A 17,823-nucleotide genomic window follows, 5' to 3' on the forward strand; every position below is an offset into this window, starting at 1 on the left:
GAAAGATTTTTTCTGTTTCACTATTATTTGGGACTACCAGTCAAAATATAGCCCTGCTTAACGCCAATATGAATCTTATCGAGAAAACCAAGGTCCTCCAGAGGGTTCCCTTCCAATATCAGGAAGCTGCCTTCAGCACCCTCGGCAAATACCCCTAAACGGCGCTCTGGAAACATCCACTTCGGTGTATCCATGGTCAGGGATTTCAACAGTGCTTCTCTCGGGGCAATATCCAAAGCATCCAGGTAACGAATCTCAATAAGAACCGTACCGGCGAAGTTATCGCTCCCCATCAACATGGGCACTTTGGCTTTGCGCAGACGTCTCAGGTTATCTCTCTGGATGGCTTGAATTTCCGAAAGCGCCTCTTCGGAGTAGTTGCTCATAGAGGGGGCACTGGCTGTGGCGATCAATTTGGTACCGAGCCTGGCCGCTTCGGCAATGACGGCATCGCTCAACACATAGTCCTGCCTATCGAAGCCCTCATCTCTGGCGATTCGATATCCGGGCAAATGCCCAAGTACGTCGACACCTGCCTTAATAGCTACTTCAGCATCGTGGGCGGTATCCACATGGGCCACCACAGGAATTCCCGATTGATGAGCGCGCTCGACTATCCTGGGTACTAATTTCGGATTGAGGCCATTGATACCAAGATATTTCTTATCACCGTGGCGCTCCTCAAACTTTTCACTGCCAACAAGAACAATTTTAAGAAATCTTGGGGCCTTCTCTTGGACCGCCGGCCATACTTTATCAAGATCCGTCAAACTGTCGACGATCAACTGTCCACGTCTTCCCTCCTCAGCCTCTTCTTCAGTCGGATTCAAGCGATCTTTAAAAAAGTAAGCGATTGGATGTCCATCCGATGCGGTCATGCAGTCTGAAGCAAACAAGACGTCCATGGTATCCCTACTGCTGAACTGCGTCTTGACCTCCTCACCAAAGCTACACATCTGCACACTGTAAAAAACCCCAGAACTGACCTGCAGTGGCCCAAAATTCTTAGCTGTATAGGCGTTTTGCAGATTGTGATTGTGTCCTTCACCATAGGGCGGTACTACAAATTTCCCATTGGCATCAATGATGTGATCAATCTTTTTCGGGCGGGTTTTAGTTAAGGAGCCATTTTTATCCACAAACCAGGTTGCCGGTTTAAACTCGGTCCCATCAAACCAACGGCCCCCCTCAATTGCGAAGGTGTCTGCGCAATATGCCTGCGGAACACCCATTGTGAACAATATCCCGGCAAGACCCAGAGCAGTAAAACGTACTCGCCAATGCTTATTAATAGTTTCTTTTATCTTTTCTTTTAACATTGCAATCTCTACCCATCACGCAAAATATCGGACAAAAAAATTAACGGAGACTTCTTCTAAGGACATGTTGGGGTCCCGCAGTCCCACCCAAATACAGATCTCCCGTATCCAGAAAATCACATTTTTTATAACAGCGAATAGCTTTTAAGTTGTTGCAGTTAACGGTCAAATACACGGTGGCATAGTTGCTATACGCTTTTGCCAAATAGTCTACGATTGAATTAACCGACAAGACCCCGATCCCCCTACCCTGACACGCCATATCAATCGCGAATGCGCGTAGACCGAGCCCATCTTCCGGGCAGAAAGAGTAAGATGTCGAGTAAGCCAGATCCACCTTAAAGAAGCCAATGATTTCATCACCCATCTTAATCAGGTAAAGATGGGTTGTATCACTTCTATCGGAGATAAAGCTTTCCGGAGTACAGACGTATTGTAATTGATCAGGGGGAAGGGAAATACGTAATACATCGGCCGAATAAATATCAGAGAAACGTTCTACTGCAAGCATATACCTTGGCACCCCTACTGACTGAACAGCGATCAAACACTAACTAACCTATTATTCCAACCGCTTTAGCCCCAATTTTTGCTCGGCAATATCAGCGTATTCCTTACAATCGAGTACCGAGCCTCTCTCGATACTCTCTTGAAATACCCAGCCACTGGCATCAGTGTGGGGTGTGATGAGTAAATCACAAGGCAGGGTGCGCACCCGTTTAAGGCTTGTACCGAAGTCCTGCAAAATATCTGGATAACGGGGATTATCAATCAGCTGATAGCCAGGGGCGGTAAGGCTGTCCACATAAGCGATCTTCGTATCTTCCCCTTCCACTTTATCCTGCCAGGTCCAAGCCATACTGCCCGGAGTATGACCTGGCACAAAATGCACACGCAGGTGTAAATTACCAAGAATAACTTCTTCACCGTGATGCAAAATACGATCGGCTTTTACCGGAGGGTACAGGATTTTATCGGCGAAGTGGATATCATTAGCACCGCCACGTGCTAGCAGCACTGCAGACTCCGCATTGGTCACGATTTTGGCACCGGTTGCGCGCTGTACTGCAGCGAGCGAACCCACGTGATCGGCATGGGCATGGCTATGCAGAATCAACTTAAGATCACTGGGTTTTAATCCAAGCCGACCTATATTGCTCAGTAAATGGTCTGCCGTTTGTGCCATGCCGCCATCAATCAGGATGGCACCCTCACTACCAATTAAAAGGAGTGAAGTAATTCCCTGTGTCCCAATCTGCCAAGTATGATCGGAAATTTTCAGTGGAGCTACAGGCTGTCGCCAGGATTTAGGCGCTTTATAGTTTTCTAGTTGTGGTAGCAGGGCGAAGTCCTCCGCTACGACGAAGCCAGAAAACATCGCCATAATCAGTGCGCCTAATTCCGCTCTTAAAGCCATCTCTTTTCCTTACGATTAAATTTATCGGTAGCCTCGATAAACATTTTTAATTTTATCGTTCTTACATCCCAAAGCACCTTCGGCAAGAGTACTTTCTAGCCAAATAGCCATACGATTAAAGACCTGCTCACGGTGATTCACCCCTTCACTATCGGTCATAAAGTGATCGTAACCAGGATACTCCCAGTAGCTCAGCTCACAGCGCCCCGCAGAGGCATAAGCGTCGCGCGCTGCACGGGCAGAGCTGACGGGGGAGGACTTATCCTCAGTGCCATGGATCAACAAAACAGGGGATTGGCTCTGAAGTAGGTCATTTACCGGTACCCGGTCTGCGACATCAGCCCACCAGCGTATGGAATTCCCTCCCCAGACCTCACCACTGTTGGGGTTCGCTCGCGCAAAAGCGAGCTTTGCATCCACCTCTTTAACCACATCGGGAGGGACCAAGTCTTTTAATACCTCTGCAAAAGACTTCCCCAGACCACTGGAGAAAATCATTGCGGCATCCGGGTGCAATCTTGGAACCAAGCGAGCGACAACAGCTCCACCCTCTGAACCACCAAGTAGAACGAGTTGACCATTCCACCAGTCAGACCTTTTTTGCTCTTCAATAATATTCACTATATCCAGTGCACGCTGTTCAACAGTGTGGTTGGCCACATACACTTGTGAGCAATCTTTAAATGGTTCCTCGGGGCTATCATGGTGAGTTACGCCATATTTCTCTACCATTAATACGGCAAAATTTGGAGCAATCTTCTTAGCTTGTTGAATCGATGAATTTTTAATGGCCGGCAGACAACCCGATCCCTGGGCGATCAGGAAAAGACCGTGTGGCTCACTTTGGGAGGGGTGTTCAATAGACCAGTAGATTGTAGATCCATCCGGACGTTTACTGGTGTTTGTTAAAGGGTCAGCATTAACTTGCTGGGTACCATAGATAAGTAGAATATGAATCAGGGCAATTCTTATTACCCCGGCGCAAAACCAGTTTTCCACGATGCACCTCCAGTAGTATTTATTTCTTATGCTTATTAAAAGTGCTGTTTGAGATACATGTATCCTACATTCGTTCCATCAACTAACTTAAAGAATACTTAAAATGCTCGGCTTAACTAACTTCCAGAGCATTTTTCCCTTGCTGTTCCAACCATTTCTCTGATGAGAGACGATACAAACAATGGGGGCGCAAAGGATTGTTTTCTGGAACCAAAGGGTGATCGAATATCAAAGCGTCGCGGTCCATACCCAAGCCTTGCATCACCCTTTGCGAGGGCAGATTTTGTAATGCGGTAAAGCCAACGATCTCAGTGAGATTCAGTTCTTTGAATGCCATTTTAAATACAGCACGCGCAGCTTCACTCGCATACCCATATCCCCAATAGGGCTGGGCAAGGCGAAAACCAATTTCTACACAGGGAGAAAAGGGCAACTCTTTTAAAGCGTGTTTGATACCAACAAAACCTAAAAATTCTTTGTTGCTTTTAAGTTCCAGCGCCCAGTAGCCCCACCCATATTCATTGATATGTGCTTTAAGGCTGTCCAGGATAGTATCACTTTGATCCCGGCTGAAAGTCGCTGGAAAATACCTCATGACCTGAGGATCAGCATTCAAAACTGCAAAAGCCCCTCTGTCTTCTTCATACCATTGACGCAATTGCAATCGCTGAGACTCCGGCTGAATTAATCTGCCCATTGCCCGGTAATCCAAATACTAAGTTCTAATAAACTTCATGGGTTTACTCCTAAAAGTAATCTTAAAGTGGATAGGATCTAAATGGTTACTGAAAGATCAATCACTTATTGCAATTCTGACCGTTCAGTTTTGCCTATCCAGGCGAAGAGACCTATTTATGGATTTAGTCTCTCTCTGCGCTGATTCACTGCGGCAGTACTTTCTTCGAACACCTGTAGCCGATGAGGAATTCCATTGAACTGCGGCTGACATTTTCAAATATAATACCGACACCTTTTCCGACTCCGATGTCTTTGCAAACTCAGTGGCCTCATCTTCCTGAATTACACTATTTTTACCCCAGTGCATCGATATGGATTTATTGATGATGAAGCACTCTGTGAGCATTCCCGTAAATCTGAAAATGTCTGTTACAGGTCTGTTACTGCTAATTTGCCTATTCCTCACCACCGCCATGAGCGAAGACGCACAGGCAGCAGTGGCAACGCCCTTATCGCAGCTGCAGCAAGCACTTGCCGCTGCACGCAGCCATCTTAACCAGGCACAGCAACTTCCTGGCGCACCAACACAGAGTCAGCGGTTAAATGATATCGAGCTGCGGTTGGAGGCACTCCAGGAAGCGCTGGAACAGTTGCAGACCCTGCCCGAACATCAACGCGATGCGCTGCGCGAACAAATTGACGCTCTCACCCTTCAGGTCGCCACGGTGCTCGACGCAGTACCGCTATTCAACCTGGGATTTGGCATAGCGCCCAGGGCGGTAGAGGAATTTGGAATACGCGTGGAAGCCGAGCTAGGCACCCCATCCTGCACTCAGCAGAGCCTGGACAACAATACGGATTACTGCCAGGAAGGGCCCTGGCTGAGTACTCGGTCGCCAAATTTTATCAATATGAAGCGCACCGCCTTTTTCAGGGGGCAATTTCAGCAAACCGCCGGCAACCAAATGACCTCTTCGTTCGTCGCCGAACGCGACAACATGCAGGTTGCTATCCACTTCTCGGCGGAAGCTTACGTGGAAGACGACAATACCGGCAGCAATCGACGCTTGTTTGTTCGCGCTCTAATCGACGGTAGCCCTATTACACCGGGAGATGTGGTGTTTGCCGTGGGTTCGGAACAATCGCCGCGCTCGATGCTGTTTAGCACCACTGTGGATGCAGGTATACACACGGTGGAAATGCAGTGGTTAGTCGATAAGGGGGCCACCGGCTTCCTGCGTAACGCCTCAGTACTGGTGCGCACCGGCCCCGCGATATCACAGAACGGCACCCTGGTCGCCGAATCACAGCCCGGAGGCGTTACGCCACCCTCTACCTCGAGCAATGCCTGGCAGGATATTCCGGGCATGGCGCGCTGGATCTATGTGCCTCCGAACGCAATACTGACCGCCAGTCTCGGCGGTGAAACCACGGTCAGCGGCGGCGGTAACCTGGCCATGGTGGTGCGCGCGCTGGTAGACGGTGTACCGCTGGCACCCTCTAACGTGGTGTTCCGTCGCGGCTCGCGCATTCAGTCACACGCCTACACCTTCGGCACACCTAACATTGCGCCCGGTTGGCATCGGGTCCGTTTCCAGTGGTTCGCCGAAGTAGGGGCGACCGCGACCATCGCGGACAGGACCATGGTGCTGGCCGCTTATCCATCAACCACCAGCAATCCCACCCACGCCTTTGTCTCACCTCCCAGCGGCGCCAACCTGGAGACCTCATCGAGCAATTTTCAGCCGGTGCCCGGCCTCACTGCGACTGTTGGCGTCAGTCCCAGGGGTAATGGTGAAGTGGCGGCCATCGTCAGCGCCGAGGTTTTCGCCAACAACGGCGCGACTACCGCCCTGGCGCTTGCGGTCGATGGCGTGATCCTGGACGAGATATCCACTCGCTATATCAACAGTCAGGAGGCGGGTCAGGCAAAAGCCTTCAACTTTGACGCTAAGCGCCTTACACCAGGGATACACAATATTGCCGTCTATTGGCGGGCCGAGGGCGGCGGCACCGCCGGCATGGGCGATCGCAGCCTGACGGTGCTGAGCGAAAAGGGTTTTATTCCAGATCTAGCCGAGGCTCTGCCGCTATCGCCGGCTCGCTATAGCGAAGTCGTCGATGGTGAGGAAGAACCCGTCAACGATAATGTGGTCGGTCTCGAACCGATGATCGGCAGTCGCAATGTAATCGCTATCTTGTGGGACCCTCTCAGAGACGACGTGATGCCGGCACCGATGATGGATGTCAGCAACCGGTTATTCGGCGCAACCGATAGCGCAGATGATTATTTTCGCGAGACATCCAGCGGGCGCTTTCGTCTCAACAATGCCGGCGTACTCGGCTGGTTCCCGAGCACCTTAGGGGCCGACTACACGGTGCCCAAACCCTTCTGCATTAACGGCTATATGAATCGCCAGATTGAAAAGCGTGCAGATGCGATACTGCAGGCCGATCCCCTCTTCGACTTTTCTGCCTTCGACACCAATGATGATGGTTTCCTGGAATGGAACGAGTTGGCGGTCGTTATTGTTATCGCCCAAAACAGTGACTTCGGCACCGCCCGCGGACGGCTGACGGACCCGGCCTGCGGCGGTGGCCCTTTCATTGTGGATGGGGTAGAGATTCCCGATGTCGCAGAGTGGTTCACCGATGCCGAGCCCTCCGACTTTCTGGTAGCTGCGCATGAGCTGGCCCACCAGATTTTTGGCCTTGACGATATCTATCACAGCGGCAACAGCGCCGCCAAAGCGCGTGAAGTGGTCGGCCCCTGGCAGTTTAGTCTGATGTCTGCGCGGGCTGAATCTGGCGATGGAGCCGAGGGAATCTCGCCCCATCCGGGCCCCTTCCACAAGTTGGCGTTGGGCTGGGTGACACCGGTGACGGTGCACTCGGGGGGCACCTACCTACTGCAGGACATAAAAGTTGGTGATCGCGTATTGGTGCTGCCGCACTTCAATAACGAGCCTTTGGGGGACGAGTACTACCTGTTGGAAAACCGGCGATCAAACACCCCCGGCTTTTATGACCAGGGGCTGGGCGACAGTGGAATCGGCATCTGGCATATCGCCGGCGAGCGGACCGACAACGGCAACTCACCCCGGGGGGTGCCCGATAGCCAGTGGTTGCCCTTCGGTATCCAGGATACCCAGGCTCGTCGCAGTATCCGCCTACTGCGCCGCTTTATCAGCTACGATGCAGCAATCGACAATGCCGACACCAACCAAACCCTTCCCTTTTGGGATGTGTTTCTGACTTCTGAACTGCTATCCGCCCCCTGCAACAGCTTGTTGCCGGTGAACGTTGCCGCCTGGGCTGACTGCACTTCGAGCGGCTACGATATCCGTATGCTGACGCCATCGGGGGAGTTCATGGCCATCGATATCGACGTTAATTAAGAAAAGTTTTTTCCCAAAGTTGATTTGAGTAGATATCGTACCGGGAAAAGTCGAGCGGGTATGAACCGCCCGTGCTGACTGGCCTGGCATGTCTAATTAGCGGGTCGAATCGAGATCTTTTTTAAAGAATGTCACCCGCGTAATGATTTTATTCGGATCGTTTTTTCCACTCTTTTGCAGGTAAGCGATAAAGGCAATGGCGCAATAGCGGGCTCTCACTGGGGACCTGGGGGTGTTCAAACACCAGGGAATCCCGCTGCATATCCAGCCGTTCCATTACCCGCTGCGAGCGAATATTTTGCAGGGGGGTAAAAGAAACCACTTCATTGAGATGCAAAATATCAAAAGCAACTTGTAAAGATGCACGCGCGGCCTCACTGGCATAGCCTTTCCCCCAATAGGGATAGGCCAGTCGCCAACCGATCTCCACCGCTGGAGCAAAGGGCAGATCCTCGGTAACATTTTTAATACCGACAAAGCCGAGAAACTCCCCACTTTCCCTCAACTCCAGCGCCCAGAAACCCCAACCGTATTTTTCTATATGGGCACTACAGCGGTCGACGCCCGCATCGCTTTCTTGCCTTGAGAGTTGCGCTGGAAAAAACTCCATCACCCTCGGATCGGCATTCATTGCGGCAAACGCAGGTTTATCTTCCTCACGCCACTGGCGCAGCTGTAAGCGTTCGGTGATGGGTTGTATTAATTCAGACATTGAAAAAGTACTATTTCTTTTTTTGTTCTGGTTGAAAACCTTCAGCCGGGGCAACCATAAAATCGCACAATTCCAGCCATTCACGTTGCTCGGGATAGATCGCTTCCACAAAACCCAACTTTTGGTAAAGCCTGCGTGCTGCCAAATTGGTGCGCAGCACAAATAGGGAACACTCTGTTGTATCCAGGGCTCCAGCACCGATTTGGGCAAGCTGTGTTATCAGGGCGCGCCCTAATCCGGCTCCACGATGATTAGGAGCGACAATTAAGCGGCTCAAATGGCAGCGGTCCAGGTTTTGGTAATACTGGCCGAAAGCCAGCAAATCGTCGCTACTGTCCTGAAGCGCATAGCTGGGCAGCTCTGGCCAACGACAGTCCTCCAAGAAAGCCTCCAGCTCGAACGGGAACCTGAAATTGGGGCCACCCCACTGTTGGCATTGCTCCTTATCCGGTAGCCAGGACATTAATGTTGGGAATTGCCATTCCTCTATTGGTTTTAGGCTTAAACTTTCCATGGCAATTCTCCTTAGACTTACTTGCGACTCTTTGCCAGCCACCGATCCAACTGATCGGCAAAGGCCTTACGATCCGCCTGACTCAGGGCCGGAGGTCCACCGGTATGAACGCCGCTCGAACGGAGGGTTTCCATAAAGTCACGCATATTCAGGCGCGCGCGGATATTGGCCTTGGTGTAGCGCTCACCGCGGGGATTCAGGGCCTCTGCACCTTTATCGATCACTTCCGCCGCCAGGGGAATATCGCTGGTAATCACCAGGTCCCCCGCTTCGCAACGCTGCACGATTTCACTGTCGGCAACATCAAAGCCGGCGGTCACTTGCAGAGAGCGTATATAACGCGACGGCGGCACCCGCACCGCCTGATTGGCAACGAGCGTCAATTCCGTGGCGGTGCGCTCGGCGGCGCGGAACAGGATTTCTTTAATCACAACCGGGCAGGCGTCGGCATCGACCCAGAGTTTTGTCATGGTTGTACAGCCTTTTTAAGCGTATCAGGCGGCGCGCCCTCATCGCATTTTTTGCAGTTGAGTTGGTAGCCCAACATAGACTCGCGGCCCTCTTCGGTAATCACCCAGGGTCGATTGGTCCAGGGGGGATTGTGGCGCACATGTTGGAAATGGCCACAGACGAGCTCCGCGACCCAGTGCTCTTCTTCATCCAAGTGATAGCCGGCAATAGGTTGTTGCATGGGTTTACACAAACAGGGAATAAGGCGCAGTTATAGCCAATCCCAGTGGCAAAGTACACGTGTGGCCGATGGTTCGCACTGGGCTGGGATGATTCGAGCCAAGGCTGCTAGAATCTCCCGCTTTTCCGCGACGCAAAGATGCAACCCCATCTATGACCCAGCTCAACCCCCGCCAATCTGAAGCCGTGAAGTATGTCGATGGCCCCTGCCTGGTACTGGCCGGTGCCGGCTCCGGCAAGACCAGCGTAATCACCCGCAAGATCGCTTACCTGATCGATCAGTGTGGCTATGCCGCGCGCAATATCGCCGCCCTCACCTTCACTAATAAGGCGGCACGGGAGATGAAAGAGCGGGTCGGCAAGCTGCTGGCGGGCCCAAATGGCAAGCGCTCTAAGGCGAGCCATGGCCTCACCGTGTCGACCTTCCACAACCTGGGGCTGAATATTCTGCGCAAGGAGTATCGCGCTGCCGGCTTTAAGCCCGGTTTCTCCATTTTCGATGCCGAGGACGCCCGCGCTCTGATCAAGGAGCTGATGCTCAGGGATGGCGATCTGGATACGGATCTGCTGGATCGAGTACAGAACCAAATCTCCAACTGGAAGAACGATATGCTCACCCCGCGCCGCGCCCTGGAGCAGGCGCAAAGCCCCGGTGAGCAGGCCATTGCTATCGCCTACGATCGCTACTGCGAGGCCCTAAAAGCCTACAATGCGGTCGACTTCGACGACCTGATCCTGTTACCCGTACAGCTGTTTGACAAAGACCCAGAGCTGCTGCAACGCTGGCGCAGGAAGATTCGCTACCTGCTGGTGGACGAATATCAGGACACCAACAACTCTCAGTACCTGCTGGTGAAATTGCTGGTCGGCGGACGTGGCGGCCTCACTGTGGTGGGGGATGATGACCAATCTATCTATGCCTGGCGTGGCGCACGCCCGGAGAATATGAGTGCGCTCAAGACCGACTTCCCCAACCTGCGCCTGATCAAGCTGGAGCAGAACTATCGCTCCACCAGCCGCATCCTGAAAGTGGCCAACCACCTGATCGCCCACAACCCGCACGAGTTCGACAAGGCGTTGTGGTCCGATCGCGGCCTGGGGGAGGAGATCCGCGTACTCAAAGTGGCCAATGAAAACGAGGAAGCGGAGCGGGTCGCGACCGAGATCTTCCTGCAAAAGAGTCGTCGCGGCTGCAAGTTTATGGATTTTGCCGTGCTCTATCGCGGCAACCACCAAGCGCGCCTGATCGAAATGAAATTGCAGGAACACCAGATCCCCTACCAGATGTCCGGCGGCACCTCCTTCTTTGCCCGCTCCGAGATCAAGGACGTAATGGCGTACCTGCGCCTCCTGGTAAACCCGGACGATGACAACGCGTTCCTGCGCATTATCAACACTCCACGCCGCCAGATTGGTACCAGCAGCCTGGAAGCCCTGGGCAATTATGCCAAGGGCCGTGAGATCTCCATGTTCAAAGCCTGCTCGGAACTGGGCTTTAAGGAACATATCAACGAGCAGGGCTACGAGCGCCTTAATCGTTTCGCCCTGTGGCTCGAAGGGGTGCAGCGCAACTGTCGCGACACCAGCCCCAACGGCGCACTGCGCGAAATGCTGGAAGATATCGATTACGCCGGCTGGCTCTCACAAAACGCCAGCAGCGAGAAGGTGGCCGAAAAGCGCATGGAGAATGTGTACTGGCTGCTGGAAAGCCTCAACAAGATTATGGAGGGCACCGACGATGAACTGGAACAGGATATCCGTCTGGAACAGGCCATCTCCAAACTGATCTTGCGGGACATGCTGGAACGCCAGGAAGAAGAGGAAGCTACAGATAAGGTCAGCCTGATGACCCTACACGCCGCCAAGGGCCTGGAGTTCCCCCACGTGTTTATGATCGGCATGGAAGAGAACTTACTTCCTCATCGCAACAGCATCGAAGACGACAATATCGAAGAGGAACGCCGCCTCACCTACGTGGGTATCACCCGCGCCCAGCGCACTCTCACCATGACCTTGGCGGGCAAGCGCAAACAGTTTGGCGAAACACAGGATACCACGCCCAGCCGCTTTATCGACGAGCTGCCGGAAGAGGATGTGTTGCTGGAGGGATTTGGTAAGGCGACGCCGGAGCAGAATCAGGCGAAGGGGGAGGAAACTTTGGGATCGCTGTTGAGTATGTTTGATGAAGGGAATTAGACCACTCAATCAACGCCACAAAAAGGCCGCTTATTAAGCGGCCTTTTTACTTCAGATAATTAGTTGGCTAAAAAACTCTATTTCATATTGCCAGTAATATCTTACATACACTCGTATAAACCCCTCTAAACCTGCCATTTCACTTCAACAGCTAGAAGCGTTAACAAATCATTGTATTGCAGACACCTTCCAGCGATCAATATAACCTGAGATGTCCACACAAGAGCCGGTGCCATTCATTTTACAACTATCAATTTCCTGATAAACACGGAGATAATAAAAGGTACCATCAAAAAATAGAGGCTCAACTTCCCGATAACGCCACTCTACACAATTCATGTTGTCTTCAGGACAACTACTATATGTTTCACGAGTAACAGAATCTACAAAATATCTTTGTTCTCGAAAATTATCTTTATCAGACCAACCAAAACGACTCCACTCGGCCTCGGTTATGTAGTCTGTCCCTTTATACACTTGATAACCACTTCCATCCGCATAGTACCTAAATCCAAATTGGTCATAATAATTAGGAAATTCCGGATCAAGTAAATCGAAGATTCCACCGTAATTGAAAATATCTGAAGCAACAGGCATCTCCGTAACACGCACAACCGGAGTGGCATAGTGCCCACCAACCGAAACTAAAGAACCGTCTTCTCGACGTAACACTCCCAAAGTCCGCATAGCCACACCATCAGCACCGAAAGTATAATACTCTACTTTACTCCCCCGATTGCTTTCGATAACCAAATTCCCAGCATCATTGAATGAAAGTATTCCATCATCTACATAGCCCGAGCGATGATCAAATCTTTGGTTAATTGTGCCCTTTGTATTTGGACCAATAATGGACGGCTCCCAGGCATGGGTCTTTGAAAGGCTATCGTCATCCGATCTATCCCTGAATCCTGCGATAGAAAACGCAGCTGAAGATATCTCTTCTAAACCTCCTGTTCTCTGGGTATCCACTTGAACAAAGCTAGTCACCACAAAGGAATCAGCAGATACTTCGTTTCCACCTAACTGTTGGCAAGAATAATCATAGTCAACCTTATACGCCGAATAAAATGCAGCATCGTAATATTTTTTCAACTGGACACTATTCAACTTGGCTCCAGAGTTTCCATTTTCTCCCCAACACTCACTGAAAGAAAAATTTACTCGATCCGAGCCAGACATTTCCAAAGTTATCAAATTGTCTTTTTTTACATAACTCACAGAATTATTTAACTGGTCTGAATAATTACTATCAGCGAAATACCCAGAACCCGATTCCTCCCCGGTTAGATTCATAGCAAATCCATATATACGTGCTACTGTGGGATCCACTGCGACAAATATCAAATCCTCACCAGAGTAATTTTCAACAGGTAAAATCTGTTCATTATCACTTACAAACTGTTCAAAAATCTGCTTATATTTTTCAAAACCTGAAGAAGATTTATTTTTTAACTCTAATGCTACTTTTGCAGCCACGGGATATTCCCGAACAAAGTCATAAGTATTTTCATGAGAAAATAACGGCGACTCACCACCATTAATAATATAACGAAGTCCAACAGCACTCTCTAATAATATTTCCTGCGGTAAAACCTGTGAAGCACTTAATAACTCATTAGATGTAGTGATATCACCTTCGTTCACTTTTTCCAGAAAAGCAGCCGAAGCGGTAGACAAAGCATTGACATAAAGTGTCGGCAGTTCATCAACAGAAACAGAGCCTTCTTTTTCTCGCGCCTCGAACTGTGAAACATTCCCTACATAAGACTTGAGGATAATTTCTTTGTGCTCTTCGGTGGCAGGATATCGGACAACTACACTAATTAATTCATCAGCTGCTGCATTTTTGATTTCCGCTTTAAACGTTTTTCCATCGACAGTTGCATTGTAATCAATACTACCTACCTTGACTTGTACAGAAGCAACGCCTTCAACCTTTTCCCCTATTAAACCTTGAATAGTAATCTGGGCTGACTGTGAACCACTTCCGCCAGACGGTTCCGATGATCCGTCAGTATCGCTATCACCTCCGCTACTGCCTCCGCCGCTGCAAGCAGCCAATACAAACGATAGAGCAGTAAAAGAAAGTAATTTCCCCAGCTTCATAAGCTATTTCCTGTGTTGTTTTGTACATATTTTTACGAGCAGGCGCGGATAATACAGAGTTGTCTCGTCAGGAGGAATTAAATGCCTAATTGCGATTTAGTGCATTTACTGTTACAGCTTATCTAATGCTGAATTTTCTTATGGTCGGTTACGACAGTCAGCATCGTTTGGTTTTATGTGACATTTAATAAGCTTATTTGAAGATCAAGGTGGTAGCTGAAAGTCACAAAAAGAAAAATGCCAATTGGCTGAAGGTAAGTTTTCTTAGCGAGAAATAAAAAAGGCCGCTTAATTAGCGGCCTTTTTCTAACAGCTAAACAGCTTACTTGCTGTTATCTGTCATATAGTTCACGGCAGCTTTGATCTCGTCATCGCTACAATCCATACACAGGCCTTTGGGCGGCATGGCGTTGAAGCCATTTAGGGCGTGGGTATAGAGGGTATCCATGCCCTGGGCGATACGCGGAGCCCAGGCGGCTGCATCGCCAAACTTTGGCGCGCCTGCTACGCCTGCCCCATGACAAGTAGTGCAGGTCTTGTTGTAGATGTCCTCACCACTACGGGCGCCGCCACTGGCAGCTTCTGGAGCTGCCGCTACCGCTGCCGCGCACTCCTCGCCCTTCATACAGGTCTCACCCGCCGGAGCGGTGCGCTGTTCAATTTCCTGGTCAACAGACTGGGCCACTGCCGCAGCTGCACTGACGGCCAGTGCCGCCACAATACCCAAAATGCTCTTCATGCTATTCCCCCAAAGGACCGAGGTGAGTTGGCCCGTAGACTATCGATTTACTGCCGCAAACTTACACGCCGCGCATTATAAGCACTGTGCAGCCCCCTGCCAAAGCCTGCGTAGAAGCGCCATAAGTCCTTTCACCCGCCCCCACCCTTCTGTATAATCCGCCTCCCATTGGCACAGATAGCCAAATCCGCCCGTAGCTCAGCTGGATAGAGCGTCGCCCTCCGGAGGCGAAGGTCAGAGGTTCGAATCCTCTCGGGCGGGCCATACATAAGAAAGCCCGCTATAAGCGGGCTTTCTTATGTATGGCCCACTCCCAGGGTTCGCTCGAACTCAGGTTCGACTCGGAGGCAGCCCAGCTGCCGCAGAGCAGCGAGCCCAAAGGGCGAAGCTAATCCTCTCCTACGCTACCCGATTAAGCGGGCTTCTTTGTATATGGCTAACCCCAAGGCTCAATCACCACCCGCTCAACGACCTTTGCATAAAGCATTTTCTTATAGTCGAGGGTTAGTGTGTTGTTGGCGATGATCTGATTCATGACGAAATCGCTGTGAAGGGCATAGCGGTTCGATACTGAAAAATCGAGAGACCCAGCACGATCAGCATCGTCGCAACGACAAATCCATCAGGTAGGTGCTCACCCATGGCAAGCACGGCCACCGGACTACCAACGATTGCCGCAACTGAGCCGATCTGGCTCAAGTAGATAGGACCGGCGACCTGCTGAAGTCGAAATAGAGACACATACTGTGCGACGAAGGTCATGATTGCGACTGTGAGAACAACCAGCATGGGCGATTGGAAAACGGCCAGAAAGGCCCTCCCGCCTTCAATATAAATAGCGAAGGGAAGTGTCAGTAATGCCCCGCAGATCAGCATCGCGCTCGCCAATTCGCGTGGACTTGCGCCCTTGGGCCAGTACCTGGCGCGGAACACGTTGCCGGCCGCCAGGATCATAGGCATCGTACAAGCGACGAGGAGCGCACCCATGTCCGTGGGGGCATTGATTCCCTTGCTCACGGCCAGAAATGCACCACCCGCTAAACCGATCAGAAGTCCGAGCAACCGAAAGGCGTCGAACCGCTCCAACTTCAGGACTAGCGGCAGGAGCCATGTGAACATGGGAGGAAAAGCAAGTACGAGCGCGATGAACGCCGCACCCACTTCATGAATGGTCATGTAGCCAACAGCGCTGCCGAGCGCCATCAGACCACCGGCGCCAAGGCTGTAGACCAGGACCGCAAGCATTCCGGCTGAACCGACACGGACGCCTCGCGTAATCAGCATCAGGACCAGACCAGATCCGCCCATGGCCAGGGCGAGATAGGTCAGCATCGGCGCTTGCAGGCCCGCAGCGATTTTCGACAAGAGTAAAGAGATCGCGAGCAACGATCCGACGACCAGCAGGAGGCCAAGGGGGGACGAGGCAAAACAGCGTATGGCGTGCGAAGAAGGCTGGACGTGAGAAGTCATGGTTTCATTACTCTTGGCGAGCAGAACCGTTCGATTTCCGGCAAACGGAACCCTTGGGTGGATCAAATTGAACTTGAGAAGTCGCGTTGAGTGGCGGCCCTAACCCGGCGGGTCGCTTTCCCTGCCAAAAACCGGCACGGCATGACCGAGCTTGCGCAACAGTTCTGCCAGCTTGCGCTGTTCGCCGGCATCTAGCGACGCGAGCCAGTCACATTCCAGTCTCATGTCTTCGTCGAAGGCCCGGCGTGCAAGGTCATAGCCAGCATCAGTGAGTACGACAATCAGGCTGCGTTTATCCTCTTCGGAAGGAACCCGTTCAATCCAGCCCGACTTCTCCAGCCGCTTCAGTCGATGGGTCAACCCACCTGAGGAAACCATGAGCGAGGCGCAAAGCGCGGTCGGTGTCAGCCGGTAGGGGGGGCCCTCGCGCTGGAGAGTGGCCAGTACGTCGAATTCACCGCGCTCGAGCCCGTGCCGGGCGAACAGCGCCTCCATGTGCGGCGTGATACGTGCGGCGAGCCGGTAGATGCGGCCAAAGATGGCCATGCCCGAAGTGTCGATTTCCGGCGTCTCGATCGACCGCTGTTCGATGAACCGGTCCACGTCATCGGGCTGGATGCCGCTCGCTTTCCGTTCGTCACTCGCCATATCCCGGCACTCCTCAATTTATCTTGACGCAAAACTATCTGCGATTTATCTTTGCGTCAAGATAATTTTCGAGAGGGTTTTGCACAGGAGAAACCATGAACAGATTAACGAACTTCCCGATCACACGTCGTTGGCCAGCGCGCCACCCTGATTGGCTGCAATTCTATTCCCTGGCAACGCCCAATGGGGTCAAGGTTTCGATCATGCTGGAAGAAACCGGGCTGGCCTACGAGGCGCATCGTGTGGACATCATGACGGATGAAAATGCGACGCCAGAGTTTCTCTCATTGAATCCGAACGGCAAGATCCCGGCCATCCTCGACCCGGACGGCCCTGAAGGTGAGCCCATCGCCATGTTCGAGTCTGGAGCAATCCTGCTCTACTTAGCGGACAAGACTGGAAGGCTTGTACCAGCGAATGGGTCGCTTCGACTCGAAACCATTCAGTGGCTCTTTTTCCAGATGGCCGCGATCGGTCCTATATTCGGGCAGGTCGGCTACTTCAACAAGTTCGCGGGCAAGGCCATCGAAGACAAACGGCCGCTCCAGCGCTACGTCGCGGAGGCGCGACGACTCCTGGTCGTGCTTGACCATCGGCTCGAAGGAAGCAAGTGGATCATGGGTGATCAGTACACCATCGCCGATATCGCCACCATTGGTTGGGTCCAAAACCTCATCACGTTCTATGAGGCGCGAGAGCTTGTCGATTACGACAGTCTCACACACCTTCCAGCATGGCTCGATCGGGCGCTGGCGCGACCGGCAGTGCAACGTGGACTAAACGTGCCCGCCAGCACAGCGTAATCTCGGTACGTCTTATCACCGAGAGTGCCAATTGGCCCAGAAAACCTCAGGAAATAATAGATACGATCGAGATAATCACTTGAAGGAAAAACTAGAGAATATTGCTGAAATTTTCGTAAACAATATTAAAA

The 17,823-nt window shown here is 51.6% G+C and carries 16 protein-coding genes and 1 tRNA gene; 4 read left to right on the plus strand and 13 right to left on the minus strand.

All coding sequences use genetic code 11. The features are described from left to right. Positions 1-23: 23 nt before the first annotated feature. The 5 genes from LC073_RS03555 to LC073_RS03575 all read right to left on the minus strand — a co-directional run bounded on the left by LC073_RS03555 (position 24) and on the right by LC073_RS03575 (position 4,432). A complete protein-coding gene (locus LC073_RS03555; RefSeq protein ID WP_226643568.1) occupies positions 24-1,319 on the minus strand; it encodes an amidohydrolase family protein in 1,296 nt (431 codons plus the stop codon). A gap of 40 nt (positions 1,320-1,359) precedes the next feature. Continuing rightward, positions 1,360-1,830, minus strand: coding sequence for a GNAT family N-acetyltransferase (locus LC073_RS03560; protein WP_226643569.1), 471 nt, complete (start codon positions 1,828-1,830; stop codon positions 1,360-1,362). A 51-nt stretch (positions 1,831-1,881) separates the two neighbouring features. Beyond that, positions 1,882-2,736 (minus strand): subclass B3 metallo-beta-lactamase, encoded by an 855-nt coding sequence (bla, locus tag LC073_RS03565; protein WP_226643570.1) that lies wholly within the window; start codon positions 2,734-2,736, stop codon positions 1,882-1,884. Between the two features lie 21 nt (positions 2,737-2,757). Beyond that, entirely contained in the window at positions 2,758-3,735 is a 978-nt protein-coding gene (locus LC073_RS03570) for an alpha/beta hydrolase family protein (protein WP_226643571.1), read from the minus strand. Between the two features lie 112 nt (positions 3,736-3,847). Beyond that, complete coding sequence (locus LC073_RS03575) at positions 3,848-4,432, minus strand: GNAT family N-acetyltransferase (RefSeq protein ID WP_226643572.1); 585 nt, start codon at positions 4,430-4,432, stop codon at positions 3,848-3,850. A gap of 364 nt (positions 4,433-4,796) precedes the next feature. On the opposite strand from LC073_RS03575, the gene LC073_RS03580 reads away from it, so the two are divergent. Beyond that, on the plus strand, positions 4,797-7,811 hold the full coding sequence (locus tag LC073_RS03580; RefSeq protein ID WP_226643573.1) for a SlyX family protein: 3,015 nt from the start codon (positions 4,797-4,799) through the stop codon (positions 7,809-7,811). Positions 7,812-7,959: 148 nt separating this feature from the next. Here LC073_RS03580 and LC073_RS03585 read toward each other — a convergent pair whose 3' ends face one another. From LC073_RS03585 to LC073_RS03600, 4 genes are read right to left on the minus strand one after another with little or no spacing between them, the layout of a single operon-like run. Then, positions 7,960-8,523, minus strand: a complete 564-nt coding sequence (locus LC073_RS03585) for a GNAT family N-acetyltransferase (RefSeq protein WP_226643574.1) — start codon at positions 8,521-8,523, stop codon at positions 7,960-7,962. A 10-nt stretch (positions 8,524-8,533) separates the two neighbouring features. Beyond that, on the minus strand, positions 8,534-9,037 hold the full coding sequence (locus LC073_RS03590) for a GNAT family N-acetyltransferase (protein WP_226643575.1): 504 nt from the start codon (positions 9,035-9,037) through the stop codon (positions 8,534-8,536). A gap of 17 nt (positions 9,038-9,054) precedes the next feature. Continuing rightward, a complete protein-coding gene (locus tag LC073_RS03595) occupies positions 9,055-9,507 on the minus strand; it encodes a YaiI/YqxD family protein (RefSeq protein ID WP_226643576.1) in 453 nt (150 codons plus the stop codon). Beyond that, positions 9,504-9,728: a DUF3565 domain-containing protein gene (locus LC073_RS03600; RefSeq protein ID WP_226643578.1), complete on the minus strand. Its 225-nt coding sequence runs from the start codon at positions 9,726-9,728 to the stop codon at positions 9,504-9,506. Before LC073_RS03600 ends, LC073_RS03595 begins: the two co-directional genes overlap by 4 nt. 152 nt (positions 9,729-9,880) lie before the next feature. Between LC073_RS03600 and rep the strand changes: the two genes are divergently transcribed. After that, positions 9,881-11,923, plus strand: a complete 2,043-nt coding sequence (gene rep, locus LC073_RS03605) for a DNA helicase Rep (protein WP_226643580.1) — start codon at positions 9,881-9,883, stop codon at positions 11,921-11,923. Between the two features lie 168 nt (positions 11,924-12,091). Here the strand turns inward: rep and LC073_RS03610 are convergent, their stop codons facing one another. Then, complete coding sequence (locus LC073_RS03610; protein ID WP_226643582.1) at positions 12,092-14,032, minus strand: hypothetical protein; 1,941 nt, start codon at positions 14,030-14,032, stop codon at positions 12,092-12,094. Positions 14,033-14,354: 322 nt separating this feature from the next. After that, positions 14,355-14,771, minus strand: coding sequence for a c-type cytochrome (locus tag LC073_RS03615; protein WP_226643584.1), 417 nt, complete (start codon positions 14,769-14,771; stop codon positions 14,355-14,357). Between the two features lie 187 nt (positions 14,772-14,958). Between LC073_RS03615 and LC073_RS03620 the strand changes: the two genes are divergently transcribed. Beyond that, positions 14,959-15,035 (plus strand) — tRNA-Arg (locus LC073_RS03620). Between the two features lie 267 nt (positions 15,036-15,302). On the opposite strand, the gene LC073_RS03625 is transcribed toward LC073_RS03620, so the two are convergent. Together LC073_RS03625 and LC073_RS03630 are read right to left on the minus strand one after the other, a co-directional pair. Further along, positions 15,303-16,241 (minus strand): hypothetical protein, encoded by a 939-nt coding sequence (locus LC073_RS03625; RefSeq protein WP_226643586.1) that lies wholly within the window; start codon positions 16,239-16,241, stop codon positions 15,303-15,305. 99 nt (positions 16,242-16,340) lie between these two features. Beyond that, positions 16,341-16,889, minus strand: coding sequence for a MarR family winged helix-turn-helix transcriptional regulator (locus LC073_RS03630; RefSeq protein WP_226643589.1), 549 nt, complete (start codon positions 16,887-16,889; stop codon positions 16,341-16,343). Between the two features lie 95 nt (positions 16,890-16,984). Here LC073_RS03630 and LC073_RS03635 point away from each other — a divergent pair, with 95 nt between their 5' ends. Then, positions 16,985-17,692 carry a glutathione S-transferase N-terminal domain-containing protein gene (locus tag LC073_RS03635; RefSeq protein WP_226643591.1) on the plus strand — a complete coding sequence of 236 codons (708 nt, stop codon included), beginning with the start codon at positions 16,985-16,987 and terminating at the stop codon, positions 17,690-17,692. Positions 17,693-17,823 lie beyond the last annotated feature (131 nt).

It is taken from the genome of Microbulbifer variabilis, assembly GCF_020524905.1.
Lineage (GTDB): Bacteria > Pseudomonadota > Gammaproteobacteria > Pseudomonadales > Cellvibrionaceae > Microbulbifer > Microbulbifer variabilis_A.